Source organism: Streptomyces guryensis, assembly GCF_021261325.1.
In the GTDB taxonomy this organism is placed as follows: Bacteria; Actinomycetota; Actinomycetes; order Streptomycetales; family Streptomycetaceae; genus Streptomyces; species Streptomyces guryensis.
On record NZ_JAJSBI010000025.1, the window covers coordinates 22,598 to 45,532 of the forward strand.

A 22,935-nucleotide genomic window follows, 5' to 3' on the forward strand; every position below is an offset into this window, starting at 1 on the left:
GATCACGCGCCGATGGCGTGCAGACCGCCGTCCACGTGGACGATCTCGCCCGTTGTCTTCGGGAACCAGTCGCTCAGCAGGGCGACGATGCCCTTGCCGGCCGGCTCCGGGTCCTTGAGGTCCCACTCCAGCGGAGAGCGCTCGTCCCACACGGCGGCCAGGTCGCTGAAGCCCGGGATGGACTTGGCGGCCATGGAGCCGATCGGGCCCGCGGAGATCAGGTTGCAGCGGATGTTCTGCTTGCCCAGGTCACGGGCGAGGTAGCGGCTGGTGGCCTCCAGGGCGGCCTTGGCCGGACCCATCCAGTCGTACTGCGGCCAGGCGTACTGCGCGTCGAAGGTGAGGCCGACGACCGAGCCGCCGTTCTGCATCAGCGGCAGACAGGCCGTGGTCAGCGACTTCAGGGAGTACGCCGAGACGTGCATGGCCGTGGCCACGGACTCGAACGGCGTGTTCAGGAAGTTGCCGCCGAGCGCGTCCTGCGGCGCGAAGCCGATGGAGTGCACGACGCCGTCGAGGCCGCCGAGCTCCTCGCCGACCAGGTCGGCCAGGCGGCCCAGGTGCTCGTCGTTGGTGACATCGAGCTCGATGACCTTGGTGGGCTTCGGCAGCTTCTTGGCGATGCGCTCGGTCAGCGTGGGCCGCGGGAACGCGGTCAGGATGATCTCCGCGCCCTGCTCCTGGGCCAGCTTGGCGGCGTGGAAGGCGATGGAGGACTCCATCAGCACACCGGTGATCAGGACGCGCTTGCCCTCGAGGATTCCGCTCATGGTGATCAGTGACCCATTCCCAGTCCGCCGTCAACAGGGATGACGGCTCCAGTGATGTACGAGGCGTCGTCGGAGGCGAGGAACCGCACCGTCGCGGCCACCTCCTCCGGCTGCGCGTAACGACCGAGCGGCACCTGCTTCACGATGCCCTCACGCTGCTCGTCGGTGAGCACCTTGGTCATGTCGGTGTCCACGAAGCCGGGGGCGACGACGTTGAAGGTGATGTTGCGCGAGCCCAGCTCACGGGCGAGGGAGCGCGCGAAGCCGACCAGGGCGGCCTTGGAGGCGGCGTAGTTGGCCTGACCGGGGCCGCCGTACAGCCCGACGACCGACGAGATCAGGACGACGCGGCCCTTCTTGGCGCGCAGCATGCCGCGGTTGGCGCGCTTGACCACCCGGAAGGTGCCGGTGAGGTTGGTGTCGAGGACGGACGTGAAGTCCTCCTCGGACATGCGCATCAGCAGCTGGTCCTTGGTGATGCCGGCGTTGGCGATCAGGACCTCGACCGGGCCGTGCTCGGCCTCGATCTCCTTGTAGGCCTGCTCCACCTGCTCGGTGTCGGTGATGTCGCACTTGACGGCCAGGCAGCCCAATTCCGTGAGGGCGGCCGGCGGCTCACCCGAGCGGTACGTGATCGCGACCTTGTCGCCGGCGTCGGCGAATGCGCGGGCGATGGCGAGGCCGATGCCCCGGTTGCCTCCGGTGACGAGAACCGAGCGGCTCAACGGATCACCCTTTCGATAGCGGTCTGATACCCCCCGCCCGAACACCTGGATGACAGGCGGCTTCCTCGAAAACCTATCTGTCCGGGTGCTCCCGCGGACAATCGGGCACCGACAGTGGCTTACGGGACTCACTGTCGGGTCCCTACAGAAAGTTGCCGGTAGCGGCCCGAAACCTGTGGTCCGCGGCCCGGTCACGCGAAATGATCGGAGCAACCGCCGGTCCGATCACAGGTCACGACAACAAGGAGAGACCTCGGTGCCTCATACCATCGACGAAGCCTTCACGGCACTGCCCCTACGGCCCCTGGCCGACGCGGCGCTGGCACGCGCGCGTGCCCTGGGCGCCGAGCACGCGGACTTCCGGTTCGAGCGGGTACGCAGCGCGTCCTGGCGCTTCCGGGACGCCAAGCCCGCCGGTTCGTCGGACACCACTGATCTCGGGTACGCGGTGCGGGTCGTGCACGGCGGGACATGGGGCTTCGCGTCGGGGGTGGACCTGAGCCTGGACGCCGCCGCCAAGGTCGCCTCGCAGGCGGTGGCGATGGCGAAGCTCTCCGCCCAGGTGATCAAGGCGGCCGGTTCGGGCGTGGGAGCACCTCCCACGCCTTTCGGGCAGTGGGGGAGGGTGGAGCTCGCCGAGGAGCCCGTGCACGCGGAGAAGACCTGGATCTCGTCGTACGAGATCGACCCGTTCTCGGTGCCCGACGCGGAGAAGTCGGCGCTGCTCGCGGACTGGAGCGCCCAGCTGCTCGCGGCGAACGGTGTCAACCATGTCGACGCCTCACTGCTCACCGTGCACGAGAACAAGTTCTACGCCGACACGGCCGGGACCGTGACCACACAGCAGCGTGTGCGGCTGCACCCGCAGCTGACGGCCGTGTCGGTCGACGAGTCGAGCGGCGAGTTCGACTCGATGCGGACGATCGCGCCGCCCGTGGGGCGCGGCTGGGAGTACCTCACCGGCACCGGCTGGGACTGGGAGAGCGAGCTCGAGCAGATCCCGGAGCTGCTCGCCGAGAAGATGCGCGCGCCGAGCGTCCGGGCGGGCCTGTACGACCTGGTCGTCGACCCGTCCAACCTGTGGCTGACCATCCACGAGTCCATCGGCCACGCCACCGAACTGGACCGAGCGCTCGGCTACGAGGCCGCCTACGCCGGTACCTCCTTCGCCACCTTCGACCAGCTGGGCAAGCTGAGGTACGGCTCCGAGCTGATGAACGTCACCGGTGATCGCACCGCCGAGCACGGCCTTGCCACCGTCGGCTACGACGACGAGGGCGTCGAGGGCCAGTCCTGGAACCTGGTCAAGGACGGCACGCTCGTCGGCTACCAGCTCGACCGGCGGATCGCGAAGCTGACCGGGTTCGAGCGGTCCAACGGGTGCGCGTTCGCCGACTCCCCCGGGCACGTGCCGGTGCAGCGCATGGCCAATGTCTCGCTGCAGCCGGATCCGGCCGGGATGGCTACGGAGGACCTCATCGGCGGGGTGGACCGGGGCGTCTACGTCGTCGGTGACCGTTCATGGTCGATCGACATGCAGCGCTACAACTTCCAGTTCACGGGTCAGCGTTTCTTCAAGATCGAGAACGGTCGGATCACCGGGCAGCTGCGGGATGTCGCGTACCAGGCGACGACCACCGACTTCTGGGGCTCGATGGCCGCGGTGGGCGGCCCGCAGACGTATGTCCTCGGGGGTGCCTTCAACTGCGGCAAGGCCCAGCCGGGCCAGGTCGCCGCCGTCTCGCACGGCTGCCCGTCGGCCCTCTTCAAGGGCGTCAACATTCTGAACACCACGCAGGAGGCCGGCCGATGAGCGCCCGCAGCAACAAGCCGCACGAGATCGTCGAGCGGGCGCTGGAGCTGTCCACCGCCGACGGCTGTGTCGTCATCGCCGACGAGCACTCGACCGCCAACCTCCGCTGGGCGGGCAACGCGCTCACCACGAACGGTGTCACGCGCGGGCGTACCCTCACGGTCGTCGCCACCGTCGACGGCAAGGAAGGCACCGCCTCGGGTGTCGTCTCCCGCTCGGCCGTGACCGTCGACGAGCTGGAGCCGCTGGTGCGGGCCGCCGAGGCCGCCGCGCGCGGCGCCGGGCCGGCGGAGGACGCGCAGCCGCTGGTCACGGGCGTGGCGCAGTCGCCGGACTTCGTGGACGCGCCCGCCGAGACCTCGTCGACCGTCTTCGCCGACTTCGCGCCGGCGCTCGGGGAGGCGTTCGCACGCGCGCGTGCGGGCGGCCGGGAGCTGTACGGCTTCGCCAACCACGAGCTGGTGTCGAGCTATGTGGGTACGTCGACGGGTCTGCGCCTGCGTCACGACCAGCCCAACGGGACGCTGGAGCTGAACGCCAAGTCGCCGGACCGTACGCGCTCGGCGTGGGCGGGCCGCTCCACACGCGACTTCAAGGACGTCGACCCCGCCGCGCTGGACGCGGAGCTCGCCGTACGCCTCGGGTGGGCCGAGCGGCGGATCGCACTGCCCGCCGGGCGGTACGAGACGCTGCTGCCGCCGACCGCCGTCGCGGACCTGCTGATCTACCAGATGTGGTCGGCGTCCGGGCGGGACGCGGTCGAGGGCCGCACGGTGTTCTCCAAGCCCGGCGGCGGTACGCGCGTGGGCGACAGGCTCAGCGAGCTGCCGCTGACCCTGCGCAGCGACCCGAACGAGCCGGGCCTGGAGTCGGCGCCCTTCGTGATCGCGCACTCCTCCGGCGGCGACCAGTCGGTGTTCGACAACGGCCTGCCGCTCACGACCACCGAGTGGGTACGGCAGGGCGAGCTGGCCCATCTGACGACCACCCGGCACAGCGCGGGCCTGACCGGGCTGCCGGTGGCTCCCTCGATCGACAACCTCATCCTGACCGGCGGGGACGACCGCTCCCTGGAGGAGATGGTCGCGAACACCGAGCGCGGGCTGCTGCTGACCTGCCTCTGGTACATCCGCGAGGTCGATCCGGCCACCCTGCTGCTCACCGGTCTGACCAGGGACGGCGTCTACCTCGTCGAGAACGGCGAGGTGAGCGGCGAGGTCAACAACTTCCGGTTCAACGAGTCGCCGGTCGACCTGCTCGGGCGGGCCACCGAGGCCGGGCGCACGGAAAAGACGCTGCCGAGGGAGTGGAGCGACTGGTTCACTAGGGCTGCGATGCCTGCGCTGCGGGTGCCCGACTTCAATATGAGCTCTGTCAGTCAGGGCGTATAACCTCGTAGCCGGTGGTCGCTCGACTGCCCGAAGATCATCAAGGAGATACGAGAACCGTGACGGACATCGTCGACGAGCTGAAGTGGCGGGGTCTGTGGGCCCTGTCCACTGACGAGGATGCTTTGCGCAAGGCGCTCGCGGACGGTCCCGTCACGTTCTATTGCGGCTTCGACCCGACCGCGGCCAGTCTGCACGTCGGCCACCTGGTCCAGGTCCTCACCATGCGCCGGCTCCAGCAGGCGGGCCTGCGCCCGTTGGCCCTGGTGGGCGGCGCGACCGGCCAGATCGGTGACCCGCGCCCCACGGCGGAGCGGACACTCAACGACCCGGAGACGGTCGCGAACTGGGTGACCCGGCTGCGCGCGCAGATCGAGCCGTTCCTGTCCTTCGAGGGCGAGAACGCCGCGGTGATGGTGAACAACCTGGACTGGACGGCCGGTCTGTCGGCCATCGAGTTCCTCAGGGACATCGGCAAGCACTTCCGCGTCAACAAGATGCTGACGAAGGACTCCGTAGCGCGTCGGCTCGAGTCCCAGGAAGGCATCAGCTACACGGAGTTCAGCTACCAGCTGCTGCAGGGCATGGACTTCCTGGAGCTGTACCGGAGGCACGGCTGCACGCTCCAGCAGGGCGGCAGCGACCAGTGGGGCAACCTCACGGCGGGGCTGGACCTGATCCACCGGCTGGAGCCCGACGCCGAGGCGCACTGCCTGGCGACGCCGCTGATGGTCAAGGCGGACGGCACCAAGTTCGGCAAGACCGAGGGCGGCGCCGTCTGGCTCGACCCCGAGATGACGACGCCGTACGCGTTCTACCAGTTCTGGCTGAACGTGGACGACCGGGACATCTCGACGTACATGCGGATCCTGTCCTTCAAGTCCCGTGCGGAACTCGAAGAGCTGGAGAAGCAGACCGAGGAGCGCCCGCAGGCCCGGGCCGCCCAGCGTGCGCTGGCGGAGGAGCTGACGACGCTGGTGCACGGCGCCGACCAGACGGCGGCGGTGATCGCCGCATCCCGCGCCCTCTTCGGGCAGGGTGAGCTGGCGGAGCTGGATGAGCGGACGCTGGCGGCGGCGCTGTCGGAGCTGCCGCATGTCCGGGTCGCCGAGCCCGGCCTGGTGGTGGACCTGTTCGCCGAGGTCGGGCTGGTGGCCAGCAAGTCGGCTGCGCGGCGGACGGTGAAGGAGGGCGGGGCGTACGTGAACAACGTGAAGGTCGCGTCCGAGGACGCGGTTCCCGCCAAGGAGGATCTGATTCACGGGCGGTGGCTTGTGCTTCGGCGGGGCAAGAAGAATCTTGCCGCCGTTGAGGTGGGCGGGGCGTAATCGCCACAGGGGTGCGGGTGGTCTGCGGACCGCGGCTTCGTCGTGGTTGTTCGCGCCCACGCGGCGGAGCCGCATATCGACGCAGCCCCGCGCCCCTTTGGGGCGCGCTGCAGCTCACGCGCGCTGTTTGTGTCTGCCCAGTGTTGCCATGTACGCCATGTCGACCACGAAGACGATGATGATCGCCGCCACGAGTTGGAAGGCGTGGCGGCCCCAGTCGATGCCTCGGGTTGATTCGACGCCGAAGCCGCGTGCGATGGCGTTGCCTGCGATCGCGCCGAGCATGCCGCAGATGGTGGTCAGCCAGAGGGGGCTGTGCTGCTTGCCGGGGATGACCGCCTTGGCGATCAGGCCCAGCACGAATCCCACGATGACGGCCCACAACCAGCCCATGGCTGCCTCCTCGTACGGCTCGATGTGCCCCTTGCGCCCAGTCTCGGCCCGTGCACCGTACGGCGCATGCCGGGTGGGGCTGTACGCGCTACGGCTGAGGCCGTTCGGCCAGGCGGGAGGCGCCCCGGTCTCGTAGGCGGCGCAGGCGCGGCGTAACGTTGGAGGTGTCCGGGTGCCGTCCTCCGACCGGGGGCGGACCGGGCACGGGGACGGGGACGGTCCGATGCAGGCGGATGGTGGAATGTGATGCGGAAGCAGCATGGCGGCGGCAACAGCCAGGTGTTCCGGATCACCGGGGCTCGGACGAGTCTCGACGAGGACGTGCGCGGCCGGCAGCGCCGGTACGTCATCTCGATGTCGATCCGTACGGTGTCGGTGATCCTCGCGGTCTCGCTGTGGAACGTCGAACGGCACGTCGCGATCGTGGCGTTGGTCCTCGGAGCGGTTCTCCCCTACATCGCCGTGGTGATCGCGAACGCGGGGCGGGAGAACGCGCCGTCGCTTCCGTCGACGTTTGTGAGCGCGCCGATGCGTCCGATGATCACGCCGCCGCGGACGAATGACGGTTTCGCGGAACCGGTCCCGGAAGATGTGGCGGCCGAGCCCACACCGGACGCGCGAAGCGAACCGCACGACCGGGCGTGATCGCGGCGGAAGGGCCGCAAAACGGAATGCGGCTCCGCACAAAGCTCAAGAAAAGCTCAGATCAATCATGTTGTTCCGGTGCCGGGCGACGGGTTACCCGTGACATACTTCGTAGGCGCTCCGCATCCCCCGTCGGAGCGACAGACCGACGCCGGGCAGCTCCCCCCGTGGCTGCTCGGCGTCGCCTTGTTCTGTGCCGTTTTCGGCGCCTTGTTCAGCCCGGCTGTGAGACGAACCTGTGAGTGACGAGAACCCGATCTGCTCCGCCAAGGGCTGCCGTGCCGATGCCGTGTGGGTGCTCGCGTGGAACAACCCGAAGATCCACACGCCGGAGCGGCGCAAGACATGGCTGGCCTGTGAGGAGCACCGGGAGCATCTCTCCCAGTTCCTCGGTGTACGGGGTTTTCTCAAGGACGTGGTCCTGCTGAAGGAATGGGAGTCCTCCGAAGGCGCCTAGGTTCCCTTTACGGTTCCTAGCCGCCGATCGCCGACATCGGGCGGTCCGGCTGGACGAACGACGGGTCGTCCAGGCCGGCTCCTGCCTTCTTGCCCCACATGGCCAGTCGCCAGATGCGGGCGATCTCCTCGTCGGGGGCGTCGGAGCGCAGCGCTGCACGCAGGTCGGTCTCCTCCTGCGCGAACAGGCAGGTGCGTATCTGGCCGTCGGCCGTGAGGCGGGTGCGGTCGCAGGCCGCGCAGAAGGGGCGGGTGACGGAGGCGATGACGCCGACGCGGTGCGGGCCGCCGTCCACGACCCAGCGTTCGGCGGGGGCCGAGCCGCGCTCGTCCGTGGCCTCCGGAGTCAGGTCGAAGCGGGTGCGCAGCGAGGCCAGGATGTCGCCCGCGGTGACCATGCCGTCGCGCTTCCAGCCGTGCTGGGCGTCCAGGGGCATCTGCTCGATGAAGCGCAGTTCGTAGTCGTGCTCCACCGCCCAGGCGAGCAGGTCCGGGGCCTCGTCCTCGTTCAGTCCCGGCATCAGGACGGTGTTGACCTTGACCGGGGTCAGCCCTGCGTCGCGGGCGGCCTGAAGGCCCTCGATGACGTCCTTGTGCCGGTCCCGGCGGGTGAGGGTCTTGAAGGTCTCGGGGCGGAGGGTGTCGAGGGAGACGTTCACCCGGTCCAGGCCCGCTGCCTTCAGGGCCGTCGCCGTGCGCCTGAGTCCGATGCCGTTCGTGGTCAGGGACATCTGGGGGCGGGGGTCCAGGGCGGCGACCCGCTCGACGATGCCGACCAGGCCCGGGCGCAGCAGGGGTTCGCCGCCGGTGAAGCGGACCTCCTTGATGCCCAGGGAGGTGACGGCGATGTCGATCAGGCGGACGATCTCGTCGTCCGTGAGCAGGTCGGGCTTGGCCAGCCACTGCAGGCCCTCTTCGGGCATGCAGTACGTACATCGCAGATTGCACCGGTCGGTCAGCGAGACCCTCAGGTCGGTGGCCACTCGGCCGTAGGTGTCGATGAGCACGTGGGCCCCCTCCCTCGTAACGGATCAGTACGGCTCCATCATTTCCCGTCACCTGCGAGCCTACGTGACGCCACCGACAACGACAGCGGCCCGATCCCACGAGGAACGGCGCGGCCGCGTCGTAGGTCCCTACGACGCGGCCGCTCAGGGGGCGTGCTCAGTTGGTTTTCGGTGGGTTCACCGGGTTTTCAGTGGGCGCCGGTGCCGGTCAGGGACCGTACCTCCAGCTCCGCGTACTTGCCCTTGTCGGGCTCCTCCTTGGACAGGTAGGTGCCGAGGACGCCGAGCAGGAAGCCGACCGGGATCGAGATGATGCCCGGGTTCTCCAGCGGGAACCAGTGGAAGTCGGCGTGGGGGAACATCGACGACTCCTTGCCGGAGACCACCGGCGAGAACAGCACCAGGCCGACCGCGGTGATCAGGCCGCCGTAGATCGACCACAGGGCTCCGGAGGTGGTGAACCGCTTCCAGAAGAGGCTGTAGAGGATGGTCGGCAGGTTGGCGGAGGCGGCGACCGCGAAGGCGAGGGCGACCAGGCCGGCCACGTTCAGGTCGCGGGCCAGGGCGCCGAGGACGATGGAGACGGCGCCGATGCCGACTGTGGCCCAGCGGGCCGCGCGCAGTTCCTGCTTCTCGGTGGCCTCGCCCCTCTTGATGACATTGGCGTAGATGTCGTGGGCGAACGACGAGGACGAGGCCAGGGTCAGGCCCGCGACGACCGCGAGGATCGTGGCGAAGGCGACCGCCGAGATGGAGGCGAGCAGGATGGCGCCCCAGTTGGAGTCGACGCCGCCGAGATGCAGCGCCAGCAGTGGCGCGGCCGTGTTGCCCGCCTTGTTGGAGGCGATGATCTCGTCCGGCTTGATGAGTGCCGCGGCGCCGAAGCCCAGGGCGAGCGTCATCAGGTAGAAGGCGCCGATGAGGCCGATCGCCCAGTTCACCGACTTTCGGGCGGCCTTGGCCGTGGGCACCGTGTAGAAGCGGATCAGGATGTGCGGCAGCCCCGCGGTGCCCAGCACCAGGGCGATGCCCAGGGAGATGAAGTCCAGCTTGGACGTCGGGGTGAGGCCGTACTTCAGGCCGGGCTCCAGGAACGCCGACCCCTTGCCGCTGTTGTCGGCGGCCTTGCCCAGCAGGTCGGAGATGTTGAAGTTGAACTTCAGCAGCACCAGGAAGGTCAGCAGCAGGGCGCCCGCGATGAGCAGCACGGCCTTGACCATCTGGACCCAGGTGGTGCCCTTCATGCCGCCGATGGTGACGTACACGATCATCAGGACACCGACGAGCGCCACGATGCCGATCTTGCCGGCGTCGCTGGTGATGCCGAGCAGCAGCGAGACCAGGACGCCCGCGCCCGCCATCTGGGCCAGCAGGTAGAAGATCGAGACCACGATGGTGGAGGTCCCCGCCGCCGTACGGACGGGGCGCTGGCGCATCCGGTAGGCGAGGACGTCACCCATCGTGTACCGGCCCGAGTTGCGCAGGGGCTCGGCCACCAGGAGCAGCGCCACCAGCCAGGCGACGAGGAAGCCGATCGAGTACAGGAAGCCGTCGTAGCCGGCCAGCGAGATCGCGCCCGCGATGCCGAGGAAGGAGGCGGCGGACATGTAGTCGCCGGAGACGGCGAGGCCGTTCTGGAAGGCGGTGAACTGTCGTCCGCCCGCGTAGAAGTCGGCGGCGTCCTTGGTCTGGCGGCCCGCCCAGATGGTGATGCCGAGGGTCGCGGCGACGAACACCGAGAACAGGGTGATGATCAGCGGCCGGTGCTGACTGGCCTCACCCGCGGCCAGCACGGTCTGCTGCGCGATGCTCATGCGTCGCCCTCCATACGGGACTTGATCGCCTCGGCCTTGGGGTCGAGCTTGGTGGCGGCGTGCCGCGAGTACCACCAGGCGATGAGGAACGTGGTGAGGAACTGGGCGAGGCCCAGCACCAGGGCGACGTTGATGTTGCCGAACAGCTTGGTGCCCATGAAGTCGTCCGCGAAGTTCGACAGCAGGACGTAGAGCAGGTACCAGGCGATGAAGCCGATGGTCAGCGGAAAGGCGAAGGAGCGGTGGGAGCGGCGCAGTTCACCGAACTCCGCGCTCTCCTGCTCCGCGACGAACTCCTCGGTGGAGGGAAGTCGGGCTTGGGTTTTCGAGGGGGGCGGTGTCTCGGTGGCCACGGAGTCTCCTCGCGTTGCGGATGCGGTCGTGACGGGGATCGGGGGCGAGTGTCCTCGTGCTCCCTGCCCAAGGTCACGGCGCCACGCGAGGACAGGTTCAACTCCCTTGACCTGTTTCCGAACTCGTCTTGGGCAACTCATTGCTGGCCGGTGACTTCGGGAGATAGCTTCGGCCTGCACCACCCGTCATGTACCTGCCCGAGCAGCACCCTGCGTCTCGGGCGGTTTCGTTTCCGGATGATGTGGAGACCCCATGGCTCATCTGCGTTCCAGACGTCGGCTCGCCCTCGCCGTACCGGTCGCGCTGTCGCTGACCGCCTCACTCGGCTTCCTGCCTGCGGCCGCTCAGGCCGCCCCGCGCGCGGAGTCCGCGGCACAGGCGGCCGACGCGGAGAACTTCGCGTATCTCGTCAACACCAGGACGGACCATCGCACGATCGAGTCGGTCGAGAAGGCGATAGCCAAGGCCGGCGGCACCGTCGTCGTCGCGTACGACAAGATCGGCGTGATCGTCGTCCACTCCGCGAACCCCGCCTTCGCCCAGCAGATACGCAAGGTGCCGGGCGTGCAGTCCGCGGGGGCCTCGCGCACCTCGCCGGTGACCGCGGCGGGAACGACGGACGAGGGGGCGGTCCAGTACCTCTCCAAGGCCGAGGCCGCGAAGATCGCGGGGAGGTCGACGGCCGGGGAGGAGCCGCTCGAGGCCGACCAGTGGGACCTGAGGGCGATCGGCGCCGACAAGGCCGCGCAGATCGACCCGGGCAGCAAGAAGGTGACCGTCGCCGTGATCGACGTCGGCGTCGACGACACCCATCCCGACATCGCCCCGAACTTCTCCGCCGCGCAGTCCGCGAACTGTGTGAGCGGCAAGGCGGACACGACGTACGGCTCCTGGCGGCCGGTGGATGCCGACCACTACCACGGCACCCATGTGGCGGGCGAGATCGCCGCGGCACGCAACGGCATCGGTGTCGCCGGGGTCGCGCCCGGCGTGAAGGTCGCCGGCATCACGGTGGCCCAGCCGGACGCGAACCAGCTGTTCTTCCCCGAGAGCGTCGTGTGCGCCTTCGTGTTCGCCGCCGACCACGGCGTCGAGGTCACCAACAACAGTTACTACGTTGATCCGTGGCAGTACAACTGCATGGACGACCCCGATCAACGTGCCATTGTTGATTCGGTCAACAGGGCCCAGCTGTACGCACAGCGCAAGGGCACGCTCAATGTCGCCGCTGCGGGCAACTCCAACGACGACCTCGACTCGAACGCCCTCGTCGACGCCTCCAGCCCCGACGACTCGACGCCGGTCACCCGGACGGTCGACCCGCACAGGTGCTTCGACGTGCCGACCCAGCTCCCGGGTGTGGTCACGGTCAGCGCGACGGGTGTCACGGCCGCCAAGTCGTACTACTCCAGCTACGGCGACGGTGTCATCGACGTCGCGGCGCCGGGCGGCGACAAGTACAAGATCCCCGACACGCCGTCGAAGAACGGCCGCATCCTCTCCACGCTGCCGAACGACTCGTACGGCTTCCTGCAGGGCACGTCGATGGCCACACCGCACGTCGCGGCCGTCGCCGCGCTGCTGAAGTCGACGCATCCGTGGGCGACTCCGGCCCAGCTGCAGGCCCTCCTCAAGGCGCAGGCCGACAACCCGGGCTGCCCGACCGGCCCGTACGACGGGGACGGCGACGGCGTCGTCGACGCCACGTGCGTGGGCGGCAAACGGATCAACGGATTCTACGGTTTCGGTATCGTCAACGCGCTGCGCGCGGTGAAGTAGATCCAGTGCCCGCACGGGCGGCGCGGAGACAGGGACCGCGCCGCCCCGGACCTCCCGCTCACGGTCCGTACCCCGCTCGCACCGCGAACGAACTGGAGACACCGACACATGACAGCGCCTCACCCGCGCTACCGCCGCGCGATCGCGATCCCGCTCGGGATGGCGATGGCGACAGCCCTCGCGTTCCTGCCGAACGGCACGGCCGCGGCGGCGGACGGCGCGCCGACGGCCACGACCGCCGCCGACGCGAGCTCGCTCAGCTACGTCGTCAACGTCCGCCCCGGGCACGGCACCTCGGCGTACGTGAAGACGGCGATAGCCCAGGCCGGCGGCACGATCGTGACCTCGTACGACGAGATCGGCGTGATCGTCGTCCACTCGGCGAATCCCGGCTTCGCCAGGACCATCCGCACGGTGCACGGGGTGGAGTCGGCCGGCAACACCCGCAACGCGCCGCTGCCCGCCCAGTCGACGACCGACATGGGCACACCGAAGGCGCTCACCGTCGAGGAGCTGAAGGGCGTTCAGGCCGCTGACGGGCAGGACCCGCTGGAGCCCCTGCAGTGGGATCTCGCGGCCATCAAGGCGGACAAGGCGCACGAGAAGTCGCTGGGCAGCCCGAAGGTCACGGTCGGCGTGATCGACACGGGCGTCGACGACACGCACCCCGACATCGCGCCGAACTTCAACCGGGACGCCTCGGTCAACTGTGTGTCGGGCAAGCCGGACACGACCGACGGGGCCTGGCGCCCAAGCGCCTCGGAGAGCCCACACGGCACGCACGTGGCGGGCGAGATCGCGGCCGCGAGGAACGGCATCGGCATGACCGGCGTCGCGCCGGGCGTGAAGGTGGCCGGCATCAAGGTGGCCGACCCGAAGGGCTACTTCTACACCGAGGCCGTGGTCTGCGGCTTCGTGTGGGCGGCCGAGCACGGCGTCGACGTCACCAACAACAGCTATTACACCGACCCCTGGTACTTCAACTGCACCGACGACCCGGACCAGAAGGCGCTCGTGGACGCCGTCACCCGTGCCGCCCGGTTCGCCGAGAAGAAGGGCACGGTCAACGTCGCGGCCGCCGGCAACGAGAACTTCGACCTGGCGTCCGACTCGATCACGGACCCGTCCTCACCGAACGACGGCACGCCCTCCGACCGGGTGGTCGATCCGTCCAAGTGCCTTGACATACCGACCCAGTTGCCCGGTGTGGTGACCGTCGCGGCGACCGGTGCGAAGGGCATCAAGTCGTCCTTCTCCAACTACGGTCCGGGCACCATCGACGTGGCCGCGCCGGGCGGCGACTCGACCCGCTACCAGGCCCCGGCCCCGCCGGCGACCAGCGGCCTGATCCTGGGCACACTGCCCGGCGGCAAGTGGGGCTACATGGCCGGTACGTCGATGGCCTCGCCGCATGTGGCGGCGGTCGCCGCATTGATCAAGTCAACTCATCCGCACGCCTCGCCGGCCCTGGTGAAGGCCCTGCTGTACGCCGAGGCAGACGGCACGGCATGCACGGACCCGTACGACATCGACGGGGACGGCAAGGTCGACGCGGTGTGCGAGGGGCCGAAGAACTACAACGGCTTCTACGGCTGGGGCACGGTGGACGCGCTGGCCGCTGTGACGAAGTAGAAGGAAGCAGGACCGGCCTCCCGGGTTCCGTCCATATATTGATTCAGTCAATGATGCATAGTGCAGTCATGACTGGAATCAAGTTCGCATGGTCCGGACTGGGCGGCGATGCCGCCCTTCTCCCGCGGGTGTCGACCGTGGTACGGGAAGGCGCTCTCCACGGGCGCCTTCCCGTAAGGGAGTTGGCACGAGCCTGCGTCGCCGCGTGCGCGCTGGCCGGCGCGGAGCTGGGGGCGCGGCGGGGCGAACTGGTGGAGGTGCCTCGGGTGCGGGTGGACGACGGTGCCGTCGCCGCGGCCTTCCACAGTGAGCGGCATCTGCTCGTCGACGGGCGGGCGCCGGTCAGCTTCGCGCCGTTGTCGCGGTTCTGGCGGACGGCGGACGGGTGGGTGCGGACACACGCGAACTATCCGCACCACCGGGCGCAGCTGCTGGACGCGCTGGGGGTGCCGGACGACGTGGCCGCCGTCGAGGCCGCGTTGGCCGAGCGGACCTCTCTGGAGGTCGAGGAGGCGGTGTACGCGGCCGGGGGCCTGGCCGTGGCGCTGCGGACCCCCACGGAGTGGGCCGCGCACGAGCAGGCCGCCGCGGTGGCCGCCCGGCCCCTGGTGGAGCGCGAACGGATCGACTCCGCGCACGCGCGCGTGCTCGCCCCGGTCGACGGGGCTCGCCTGCTGCCCGCGGCCGGACTGCGGGTCCTGGACCTGACCCGGGTGCTGGCCGGACCGGTCGCCACCCGCACACTCGCCCTGCTGGGCGCGGACGTACTGCGCGTAGATCCCCCGCAACTGCCCGAACTGCCCGACCAGCACGCCGACACGGGCTTCGGGAAGCGCTCGACGACGCTGGACCTGGCGGCCGACCGGCGCACCTTCGAGGAGCTGCTCGCAGCGGCGGACGTGGTCGTCACCGGCTACCGGCCGGGCGCCCTGGACCGCTTCGGGCTGTCACCGCACGCGCTGGCGGAACGGCGGCCCGGGGTGGTGGTGGCACAGGTGTCGGCCTGGGGCGCCGGCGGGCCGTGGAGCGGGCGGCGGGGCTTCGACAGCCTGGTGCAGGTGGCGTCGGGGATCGCCGTCGTCGAGGGCTCCCTGGAGCGGCCGGGCGCCCTGCCCGCGCAGGCCCTCGACCACGGGACGGGCTATCTGCTGGCGGCGGCGGTGCTGCGGGCGCTGACCGAGCAGTCGTACGAGGGCGGCAGCCGGTTCGTCCGGCTGGCGCTGGCGCGTACGGCCGAATGGCTGGTGAACGGCATCGGGGCCGGTGCTACGGGCGACGACTCGTACGACGGGCCCGGACCCTGGCTCGTCGAGACGGACAGCTCGCTGGGGCGGCTGCGTTACGCCCTGCCGCCGGTGTCCTTCGCGGGCGGGCCGGCTGACTGGGCGCGGTCGCCGGTGCCGTGGGGGACGGATCCCGCGCGGTGGAGCTGAGTCAGGGAAGCGTCCGAAAACGTACCCATGAGCAGAATGCCGTACCCCAGTTGTCTTACTCCACTTGCCCGGTTCTGCGACGGATGGCGAACATCGTGAGGTGACTTTGATAAAACCCACGGCCGGGGAGACCGAGGCCGGTGAGCCCGCGCGGCGCCCCGGTGTCGGCCGAGCCGTCGCCGTGCTCGTCCTGTTGGCCCTGGCCACGCTGATACCCCTGCTCGGCCCGTCCGCCGCGCTGCGCGGCACGGGGGAGGCCGCCGCACCCGGGGTCAGCGGTATCGCGCTGCTGCGGGCGGTGTTGTTCGCCGCGTTGTGCGTGCCGGTGGGCGAGCTGTTCGTGAACCGTCTGGCCCGTTCGCTGCCCGGCGCTCCGGAAGCCGGGCCCCGCAGCCTGGCGCCGTATGCGGCCGCCGCCGGTTTCGTCGCCGCGCTGGGCCTCGCCTCGGTCGTGTCCACCGGCAACCTGGTGCCGCACAGCCTTGCCGACATCAACGTCGGCGGTCTCTACGACTCCCGGGACGGCAAACTCGCGCTGGTCGAGGTCAACGCCTTTCTCGTGGCCGGCCTCTGTGCCCTGTCGCGCCGCCCGGTCACCCAGGTCTGGCCGCTGGCCGCGATCGTGGCCGCGGAGGCCCTGCGCGCGCACCCCACGACCGAACACAGCCCGCTGCTGGGGTCGGGGCTGACGTTCGTCCATCTGACGTGCGCGACGCTGTGGACCGGCAGTCTGCTGCACACACTGCGGACGCTGCGCCGGTGGGGCCCCTCCGAGACGGGTTCGGCCCTGTTGGGGCTCTACGCGCGCGTGGCGGCCGTTCTGCTCGCCGCCATCACCACGACCGGGGTGTGGAGTTCGCTGCGCCGCATGCCGGCGCACACGATCCTGGATCAGCTGACCACAACGGCATACGGGCGCACCCTGCTCGCCAAGGTGGTCCTGGTGGGAACGGTCGCCCTGCTCGCCCTGTGGGCACGGATCCGGCTGCGCCGCGCCGCCGACCCGCTGACCGCCTGCTCCCCCGCGCGCGTGGAGGTCGCGGCCCTGGGGGTGGTGGTCCTGGTGTCGGGGCTGCTGACGGCGCTGCCGCTGCCGATCCGGTGGTCGTGACGGTCAGTCGTTGGTGACGAGCACCTTGAGGGCCGTGCGTTCGTCCATCGCCTTGTAGCCGTCGGGGACGCCCTCCAGACCGACCGTCAGGTCGAAGACCGGTGAGGCGTCGACGGTGCCGTCGAGGACGTCGGGCAGCAGCTCCGGGATGTAGGCCCGGACCGGTGCGACGCCGCCGCGCAGTGCGATGTTCCGGTCGAACAGGACGCCGAGGTCGAGTCCGGTGCCGCTGCCGTGCGGCACGCCCACGAAGCCGATCGCGCCGCCGTCGCGCGTGATGTCGACCGCCGTACGCATGGACTGTTCCGTACCGACGGCCTCGACGACGGCGTGTGCGTCCTGTCCGCGGGTGAGTTCACGTACGGCCTCGACGGCCGCGTCGCCGCGTTCGGCGACCACGTCGGTGGCGCCGAAGCGGCGCGCGATGTCCGTACGGACCTGGTGGCGGCCGAGGGCGATGATGCGCTCCGCGCCGAGCCGCTTGGCGGCGAGCACCGCGCACAGGCCGACGGCCCCGTCGCCGACGACGGCGACGGTGGCTCCCGGGCGGGCGCCCGCGCCGAGGGCCGCGTGGTGACCGGTGCCGAGGACGTCGGAGAGGGTCAGCAGCGCGGACAGCAGATGGTCGTCGGAAGCCGCGTCCTTGGGGAGCTGGACCAGGGTGCCGTCGGCGAACGGCACACGCACGGCCTCGCCCTGGCCGCCGTCGTGCCCGACGGAGCCCCAGAAGCCGCCGTGCTCGCAGGAGGTGGTGAGGCCCTCGCGGCAGTAGTCGCAGATGCCGTCGGACCACATGAAGGGCGCGACGACGAGGTCACCCCGCCTGAGGTTCGAGACCTCACTCCCGGCCTCCTCCACGACACCGAGGAACTCGTGCCCGATCCGCTGCCCCGGCTGCCGCGCCGCCTCGCCGCGGTACGCCCACAGGTCGCTGCCGCAGATGCAGGCGCGCAGCACCCGCACCACGGCGTCGGTGGGCAGCTGCACCACGGGCTCGGGCACGTCCTCCACCCGCATGTCGTACGGGGCGTGGATGGTGGTGGCGCGCATGGCGAGGGTCCTTCTCGTGCGGTGGCGTGGGCGCGCTCAGGGGGTGGTCGAGCGCACTTCACGGTACGCCGTCGCGGACGCCCGCCGCTCGCCGAGGGGCGCGCGGACCAGCGGGAATCGCTAGACCCCGGCCGCCCCGAGCAGGGTCCCCGCAGCGTAGGTGACCCCCATGGCGAGGGCTCCGCCCGCCACGTTCCGCAGCACGGCCGGGCCGGGCCGGGCGCCGCCGAGGCGCGCACTGGTCCAGCCGGTGAGGACAAGGGCGCCGAGTACGCAGACCACGGTGACCGGGAGTCGCCAGGCCGGGGGCGGCAGCACGATCGCCAGCAGTGGCAGCAGCGCGCCGACGGTGAACGCGAGGAAGCTCGCCCACGCAGCGTGCCAGGGATTGGTCAGCTCGTCGGGGTCGATGCCGAGCTCCACGCGCGCGTGCGCCCTGAGCGCGTCCCGTTCGGTCAGCTGCTGAGCCGCCTCCCTGGCCACCTCGTGGGACATGCCCCGCTCCTGCAGCAGCGCGGTGAGTTCCTCCAGCTCGGCCTCCGGCTGTTCGCGCAACTCCCGCCGCTCCAGGGCGAGTGCGGCCATCTCGGAGTCCCGCTGGGTGGAGACGGACACGTACTCCCCGGCGGCCATCGACATCGACCCGGCCAGCAGGCCCGCCAGCCCGGCGGTGAGGAGGGCCGAGCGGTGGTCCGTCGCGCCGGCCACACCGACGACGAGACCCGCGGTGGAGACGATGCCGTCGTTCGCGCCCAGCACGGCGGCGCGCAGCCAGTTCAGCCGCTCACCCAGTGCGCCCCCGTGGGCCTCGCCGGCATGCGTTGGTTCCGTCACACCGGGAGGATCCCACTCCGGGCCTCACCAGACCCGTACCGACGCTCCCCGGGCCAACGCCGGGCTCGTCGCGTCCGTGACGACGCGGTCGGCCCCGGGGCGGCATCGAAGCCCGAACCGTCCACCGCGGGAAGGAACTTGAGGGAGAAACCGGTCTTCCTGCTCGGTTCCGGCAGCGTCAGCTGTCCGCACAGGGCGCCGCACACCTCGACGAAGGCGATGCCGTGCAGGGCCGACCGCGAACGAGCCCGCGCCGAGCGGGTCCGGCCGTCGACAAGGTCCGCAGCCGGGGCCACGGACATTCGCGCCATTCGCGGCACTCGAACAGACCGGCGTGGAAGGCCACCTGACGGACAGGACTGTCAGTGCGGGCCCGTATCCTCAGGGACCATGCTCGAAGACCGGACGACCGCAGCGTCCTCCCCCACAGCGTGGCCGGCCGCGTATCCGCAGGGATACGCGGTTGTTGACGTGGAGACCACCGGCCTGGCCCGGGACGACCGGATAATCTCCGCGGCCGTCTACCGGCTGGACGCGCACGGCGAGGTCGAGGACCACTGGTACACGATGGTCAACCCGGAGCGGGACCCGGGGCCGGTGTGGATCCACGGTCTGACGAGCGAGGTGCTCGAGGGTGCGCCCCATTTCCAGGACATCGCCGAGGAGTTCGCGACCCGGCTGGAGGGCCGGGTGCTCGTCGCGCACAACGCGGTCTTCGACTGGCAGATGATCGCGCGGGAGTACGCGCGCGCGGAGCGCGAGGCGCCGGTGCGGCAGCGGCTGTGCACCATCGCGCTCTCCAAGGAACTGGGCCTGCCGCTGCCCAACCACAAGCTGGAGTCGCTGGCCGCCCACTTCGGCGTCGTACAGCAGCGTGCGCACCACGCGCTCGACGACGCGCGCGTGCTGGCGGAGGCGTTCCGGCCGAGCCTCGCGGCCGCGGCGGCCGGGGGCGTGCGGCTGCCGCTGCACGAGTGCCGGCCGCTGACGGAGTGGGCTGACCGTCCGGCGCCGCACATCGGACAGCAGGCCGGTGGATACGGCGGCTATCGAAGCTTCCAGCCGAGCGGTTGGCGCCCCTCCCGCAAAAGGCCCGCATGCCCGTATCCCAACCCAGGCCGTTACGAAGACGGCAAACCACTCAAGCAGGGCATGCGGGTCGCGTTCTCCGGGGACACCTCCATCGAGCGGGAACTGCTGGAGGACCGCGCGGTCGAGGCGGGGCTGCATGTCGCGACGAGCCTGTCCCGGCTGACCAGCCTGCTCGTCACCAACGACCCGGACTCGGGTACGTCGAAGGTGGTCAAGGCCCGGCAGTACGGCACACCGGTGGTGGACGAGGCGGCGTTCGGTCAGCTGCTCAGGGACGTGGAGCCCGCGGACGGGTGACCCGTACGGACGGGTGATTGCCGTGCGACTCGCCCGCTGCCCGCTCGCCCGCGCGGCGGCGACGGCTCACCCTGTGGCGCATGGCGACCTGTGAAGTATGTGGCAATGACTACGGAATGACCTTCGAGGTGCATGCGCAGGGAGCGGTGCACGTCTTCGACTGCTTCTCCTGTGCGATCCACCGCATGGCCCCCGTGTGCGAGCACTGTCGTGTGCAGATCATCGGGCAGGGAGTCGAGGTCGACGGCCAGTGGTTCTGCGGAGCGCACTGCGCCCGCGAGGAGGGCAAGGTGGGCATCGTCGACAAGGTGTAACCCGCCACCCGCCCGAATGCACCCCACGACCGAGTTGTACGGTCGTGGGGTGTACCGCTTCCTGTTGTCCCGGCAGTGGGTGATCCTCACCCTGATCGCCCTCCTCCTGATCCCCACGATGATCAGGCTGGGCATCTGGCAGAAGCACCGCTACGAGATGCGCACCGCCCGCAACGACCTGGTCTCCTCGGCGCTGCATGCCGAGCCGGTCCCCGTGGAGCGGCTGGCCTCCCCCGGGCACGCGGTCACCAGCACCGAGAAGTACCGGACCGTCACCGCGACGGGCACCTTCGACACCGCCCGCGAGGAAGTCGTCAGGCGCCGCACCAACTCCGACGACGAGGTCGGCTTCCACGTCCTCACCCCGTTCGTCCTGACGGACGGCAAGGTGGTGCTGGTCAACCGCGGCTGGATCCCGGCGAACGGGGCGCAGACCACCTTCCCCAAGATCCCCGCACCGCCCGCCGGCAAGGTCACCATCAAGGGGCGGCTGAAGGCCGACGAGACGACCGCGGCGAGCGGCATCAAGGAGATCAAGGGGCTGCCGGACCGGCAGGTCATGCTGATCAACAGCGAGGAGCAGGCCCGGCGGCTCGGGGCCACGGTCCTCGGCGGCTACATCGAGCAGACGGCGCCCGAGGCGAAGGGCGACAGCCCCGAGCAGATCTCCGACCCCGGCAGCGAGGACGCCCCGCTGAACTACGCGTACATGATCCAGTGGTGGCTGTTCGCCGCCGGCGTGCCGGTGGGCTGGTGGGTGCTGGTGCGACGCGAGCGCCGCGACCGGGAGGAAGCAGCCGCCAGGGAGCAGACGGAGGAAGCGGAGCCGGCACCGGTGTAGCCACGCGGCGGTCACTCCCCCGGCTCCACCCCTGATTGCCTTGTGGCCCTTGAGGGAACCCGCAACTCCGTGCACCCCCATATCGAGGATTACGCCCTGATCGGCGACGAACAGACGGCGGCCCTGGTCGGCCGGGACGGCTCCGTCGACTGGCTGTGCCTGCCCCGCTTCGACTCGGCGGCCTGCTTCGCCAGGCTGCTCGGCGACAAGGAGAACGGCCACTGGCGCATCGCACCCAAAGGCGTCAAGGGCCCCTGCACCCGCCGCGCCTACCGCCCCGACAGCCTCGTCCTGGACACCGAGTGGGAGACCGACGAGGGCGCCGTGCGCGTCACCGACCTGATGCCGCAGCGCGACCGCGCCCCCGACCTCGTACGCGTCGTCGAGGGCCTGCACGGCAAGGTGACCGTCCGCAGCACGCTGCGCCTGCGCTTCGACTACGGCTCGATCGTGCCGTGGATGCGCAAGTCCGACGGCCACCGGGTGGCGATCGCAGGCCCGGACTCGGTGTGGCTGAGCACCGAACCCCAGGTGCGCACCTGGGGCGAGGACAACGGCACGCGCTCGGAGTTCACCGTCGAGAAGGGGGAGAAGGTCGCGTTCGTCCTCACCTGGCACCCCTCGCACCAACCGCGTCCGCCCCGGACCGACCCCTACAAGGCGCTGCACGCCAGCGTGAAGGACTGGCAGAAGTGGTCCGCGGCATGCCGCTACGAGGGTCCCCACCGCGACGCCGTGATGCGGTCCCTGATCACTCTCAAGGCCCTCACCTACGCGCCCACCGGCGGCATCGTCGCCGCCCCCACCACCTCCCTGCCCGAGGAGCTGGGCGGGGTGCGCAACTGGGACTACCGCTACTGCTGGCTCCGCGACTCCACCCTCACCCTCGGCGCGCTCCTGGCCTGCGGCTACCACGAGGAGGCCGAGGCGTGGCGGAACTGGCTGCTGCGCGCGGTCGCGGGCGACCCGGCCGACCTGCAGATCATGTACGGGCTGGCGGGCGAGCGACGGCTGCCCGAGTCCGAGCTGTCCTGGCTGTCGGGCTTCGCGGATTCGACACCGGTACGGATCGGCAACGAGGCGGTGAACCAGCTGCAGCTGGACGTGTACGGCGAGGTCCTGGACTCGCTGTCGCTGGCCCGGAGTTCGGGCCTGTCCGCCAAGCCGCACACGTGGGCCATCCAGACCTCACTGATGGACTGGTTGCAGGCGGAGTGGCGACAGCCCGACGAGGGGCTGTGGGAGGTACGCGGCGGCCGGCGCCACTTCGTCCACTCCAAGGTCATGGTGTGGGTGGCCGCCGACCGTGCCGTGCGCGCGCTGGAGGAGAACCCGCAACTGAGCGGCGATGCGGACGGCTGGCGCGCACTGCGCGACAAGGTGCACCGCGAGGTGTGCGAGAAGGGCTTCGACGCCGAGCGGAACACGTTCACGCAGTCCTACGGCTCCCGCGAACTCGACGCCGCGCTGCTGCTCATCCCGCGCGTGGGCTTCCTGCCGCCGGACGACCCCCGGGTGACCGGCACCGTCGACGCGATCCGCGAGGAGCTGGGCCACGGCGGCTTCCTGCGCCGCTACAGCACCGACGAGACGACGGTCGACGGACTGCCCGGTGAGGAGGGCACGTTCCTGGTGTGCTCGTTCTGGCTCGCGGACGCACTGCACATGACGGGCCGCAAGAAGGAGGCACGGGAGCTGTTCGAACGGCTGGTGGGGCTCACCAACGACGTGGGTCTGCTGTCCGAGGAGTACGACCCCGTGGCCGGCCGCCAGCTCGGCAACTTCCCGCAGGCCTTCAGCCACGTCGGCCTGGTGAACACCGCCCTCGCCCTGTTCGGGGACGACGAGGCAGGATAGGG

General features: G+C 70.2%; 21 protein-coding genes. 13 read left to right on the top strand and 8 right to left on the bottom strand.

Annotated elements, in window-relative coordinates; translation table 11 throughout:
• Positions 1 to 2: 2 nt before the first annotated feature.
• Positions 3 to 770 carry an enoyl-ACP reductase FabI gene (gene fabI, locus LJ657_RS36285; RefSeq protein ID WP_232653181.1) on the bottom strand — a complete coding sequence of 256 codons (768 nt, stop codon included), beginning with the start codon at positions 768 to 770 and terminating at the stop codon, positions 3 to 5.
• Positions 771 to 775: 5 nt separating this feature from the next.
• Positions 776 to 1,495 (bottom strand): 3-oxoacyl-[acyl-carrier-protein] reductase, encoded by a 720-nt coding sequence (gene fabG / locus LJ657_RS36290; RefSeq protein WP_232653182.1) that lies wholly within the window; start codon positions 1,493 to 1,495, stop codon positions 776 to 778.
• A 256-nt stretch (positions 1,496 to 1,751) separates the two neighbouring features.
• On the opposite strand from fabG, the gene LJ657_RS36295 reads away from it, so the two are divergent.
• Genes LJ657_RS36295 through tyrS form a run of 3 tightly spaced genes read left to right on the top strand, consistent with a single transcriptional unit; the run spans position 1,752 to position 6,024 of the window.
• The gene (locus LJ657_RS36295; protein WP_232653183.1) at positions 1,752 to 3,308 is read left to right on the top strand and encodes a TldD/PmbA family protein; all 1,557 of its coding nucleotides are present in this window, start codon (positions 1,752 to 1,754) and stop codon (positions 3,306 to 3,308) included.
• On the top strand, positions 3,305 to 4,699 hold the full coding sequence (locus LJ657_RS36300; RefSeq protein WP_232653184.1) for a metallopeptidase TldD-related protein: 1,395 nt from the start codon (positions 3,305 to 3,307) through the stop codon (positions 4,697 to 4,699). The genes LJ657_RS36295 and LJ657_RS36300 overlap by 4 nt, the downstream gene beginning before the upstream one ends.
• 56 nt (positions 4,700 to 4,755) lie before the next feature.
• Positions 4,756 to 6,024, top strand: coding sequence for a tyrosine--tRNA ligase (gene tyrS, locus LJ657_RS36305; protein WP_232653185.1), 1,269 nt, complete (start codon positions 4,756 to 4,758; stop codon positions 6,022 to 6,024).
• A 114-nt stretch (positions 6,025 to 6,138) separates the two neighbouring features.
• Here the strand turns inward: tyrS and LJ657_RS36310 are convergent, their stop codons facing one another.
• Positions 6,139 to 6,417, bottom strand: coding sequence for a GlsB/YeaQ/YmgE family stress response membrane protein (locus LJ657_RS36310; RefSeq protein WP_232653186.1), 279 nt, complete (start codon positions 6,415 to 6,417; stop codon positions 6,139 to 6,141).
• Between the two features lie 246 nt (positions 6,418 to 6,663).
• On the opposite strand from LJ657_RS36310, the gene LJ657_RS36315 reads away from it, so the two are divergent.
• Positions 6,664 to 7,062, top strand: coding sequence for a DUF3099 domain-containing protein (locus LJ657_RS36315; RefSeq protein ID WP_232653187.1), 399 nt, complete (start codon positions 6,664 to 6,666; stop codon positions 7,060 to 7,062).
• 238 nt (positions 7,063 to 7,300) lie between these two features.
• Complete coding sequence (locus tag LJ657_RS36320; RefSeq protein WP_232653188.1) at positions 7,301 to 7,519, top strand: hypothetical protein; 219 nt, start codon at positions 7,301 to 7,303, stop codon at positions 7,517 to 7,519.
• Between the two features lie 16 nt (positions 7,520 to 7,535).
• Here the strand turns inward: LJ657_RS36320 and moaA are convergent, their stop codons facing one another.
• The 3 genes from moaA to LJ657_RS36335 all read right to left on the bottom strand — a co-directional run bounded on the left by moaA (position 7,536) and on the right by LJ657_RS36335 (position 10,692).
• On the bottom strand, positions 7,536 to 8,525 hold the full coding sequence (moaA, locus tag LJ657_RS36325) for a GTP 3',8-cyclase MoaA (RefSeq protein WP_232653189.1): 990 nt from the start codon (positions 8,523 to 8,525) through the stop codon (positions 7,536 to 7,538).
• Between the two features lie 188 nt (positions 8,526 to 8,713).
• Entirely contained in the window at positions 8,714 to 10,339 is a 1,626-nt protein-coding gene (locus LJ657_RS36330) for a monocarboxylic acid transporter (protein WP_232653190.1), read from the bottom strand.
• Positions 10,336 to 10,692: a DUF485 domain-containing protein gene (locus LJ657_RS36335; protein ID WP_232653191.1), complete on the bottom strand. Its 357-nt coding sequence runs from the start codon at positions 10,690 to 10,692 to the stop codon at positions 10,336 to 10,338. Before LJ657_RS36335 ends, LJ657_RS36330 begins: the two co-directional genes overlap by 4 nt.
• Positions 10,693 to 10,945: 253 nt before the next feature.
• Here LJ657_RS36335 and LJ657_RS36340 point away from each other — a divergent pair, with 253 nt between their 5' ends.
• From LJ657_RS36340 to LJ657_RS36355, 4 genes are all read left to right on the top strand, one after another.
• Positions 10,946 to 12,472 (top strand): S8 family serine peptidase, encoded by a 1,527-nt coding sequence (locus LJ657_RS36340; protein ID WP_232653192.1) that lies wholly within the window; start codon positions 10,946 to 10,948, stop codon positions 12,470 to 12,472.
• A 108-nt stretch (positions 12,473 to 12,580) separates the two neighbouring features.
• Positions 12,581 to 14,104, top strand: a complete 1,524-nt coding sequence (locus tag LJ657_RS36345; protein WP_232653193.1) for a S8 family peptidase — start codon at positions 12,581 to 12,583, stop codon at positions 14,102 to 14,104.
• Positions 14,105 to 14,172: 68 nt separating this feature from the next.
• Entirely contained in the window at positions 14,173 to 15,537 is a 1,365-nt protein-coding gene (locus LJ657_RS36350) for a CoA transferase (protein WP_232653194.1), read from the top strand.
• A gap of 100 nt (positions 15,538 to 15,637) precedes the next feature.
• Positions 15,638 to 16,648 (top strand): CopD family protein, encoded by a 1,011-nt coding sequence (locus tag LJ657_RS36355; protein ID WP_232653195.1) that lies wholly within the window; start codon positions 15,638 to 15,640, stop codon positions 16,646 to 16,648.
• 3 nt (positions 16,649 to 16,651) lie between these two features.
• Here LJ657_RS36355 and LJ657_RS36360 read toward each other — a convergent pair whose 3' ends face one another.
• Together LJ657_RS36360 and LJ657_RS36365 are read right to left on the bottom strand one after the other, a co-directional pair.
• Entirely contained in the window at positions 16,652 to 17,698 is a 1,047-nt protein-coding gene (locus LJ657_RS36360; RefSeq protein ID WP_232653196.1) for a zinc-dependent alcohol dehydrogenase family protein, read from the bottom strand.
• Between the two features lie 120 nt (positions 17,699 to 17,818).
• A complete protein-coding gene (locus tag LJ657_RS36365; protein ID WP_232653197.1) occupies positions 17,819 to 18,532 on the bottom strand; it encodes a VIT1/CCC1 transporter family protein in 714 nt (237 codons plus the stop codon).
• A 390-nt stretch (positions 18,533 to 18,922) separates the two neighbouring features.
• On the opposite strand from LJ657_RS36365, the gene LJ657_RS36370 reads away from it, so the two are divergent.
• The 4 genes from LJ657_RS36370 (at position 18,923) to LJ657_RS36385 (ending at position 22,933) form a co-directional block, all read left to right on the top strand.
• Complete coding sequence (locus LJ657_RS36370) at positions 18,923 to 19,921, top strand: DEDDh family exonuclease (protein WP_232653198.1); 999 nt, start codon at positions 18,923 to 18,925, stop codon at positions 19,919 to 19,921.
• An 80-nt stretch (positions 19,922 to 20,001) separates the two neighbouring features.
• Positions 20,002 to 20,235: a metallothionein gene (locus LJ657_RS36375; RefSeq protein ID WP_099934050.1), complete on the top strand. Its 234-nt coding sequence runs from the start codon at positions 20,002 to 20,004 to the stop codon at positions 20,233 to 20,235.
• Positions 20,236 to 20,284: 49 nt separating this feature from the next.
• Complete coding sequence (locus LJ657_RS36380) at positions 20,285 to 21,076, top strand: SURF1 family cytochrome oxidase biogenesis protein (RefSeq protein ID WP_308117108.1); 792 nt, start codon at positions 20,285 to 20,287, stop codon at positions 21,074 to 21,076.
• A gap of 69 nt (positions 21,077 to 21,145) precedes the next feature.
• The gene (locus LJ657_RS36385; protein ID WP_232653280.1) at positions 21,146 to 22,933 is read left to right on the top strand and encodes a glycoside hydrolase family 15 protein; all 1,788 of its coding nucleotides are present in this window, start codon (positions 21,146 to 21,148) and stop codon (positions 22,931 to 22,933) included.
• Positions 22,934 to 22,935 lie beyond the last annotated feature (2 nt).

Bases quoted from the DNA above. Each gene is read 5' to 3' on its own strand.
- LJ657_RS36350 (WP_232653194.1), top strand. From the start codon at position 14,173: ATGACTGGAATCAAGTTCGCATGGTCCGGACTGGGCGGCGATGCCGCC.
- LJ657_RS36360 (WP_232653196.1), bottom strand. From the start codon at position 17,698: ATGCGCGCCACCACCATCCACGCCCCGTACGACATGCGGGTGGAGGAC.
- LJ657_RS36330 (WP_232653190.1), bottom strand. From the start codon at position 10,339: ATGAGCATCGCGCAGCAGACCGTGCTGGCCGCGGGTGAGGCCAGTCAG.
- LJ657_RS36315 (WP_232653187.1), top strand. From the start codon at position 6,664: ATGCGGAAGCAGCATGGCGGCGGCAACAGCCAGGTGTTCCGGATCACC.
- LJ657_RS36300 (WP_232653184.1), top strand. From the start codon at position 3,305: ATGAGCGCCCGCAGCAACAAGCCGCACGAGATCGTCGAGCGGGCGCTG.
- LJ657_RS36310 (WP_232653186.1), bottom strand. From the start codon at position 6,417: ATGGGCTGGTTGTGGGCCGTCATCGTGGGATTCGTGCTGGGCCTGATC.
- LJ657_RS36345 (WP_232653193.1), top strand. From the start codon at position 12,581: ATGACAGCGCCTCACCCGCGCTACCGCCGCGCGATCGCGATCCCGCTC.
- LJ657_RS36370 (WP_232653198.1), top strand. From the start codon at position 18,923: ATGCTCGAAGACCGGACGACCGCAGCGTCCTCCCCCACAGCGTGGCCG.
- fabI (WP_232653181.1), bottom strand. From the start codon at position 770: ATGAGCGGAATCCTCGAGGGCAAGCGCGTCCTGATCACCGGTGTGCTG.
- LJ657_RS36375 (WP_099934050.1), top strand. From the start codon at position 20,002: ATGGCGACCTGTGAAGTATGTGGCAATGACTACGGAATGACCTTCGAG.
- LJ657_RS36340 (WP_232653192.1), top strand. From the start codon at position 10,946: ATGGCTCATCTGCGTTCCAGACGTCGGCTCGCCCTCGCCGTACCGGTC.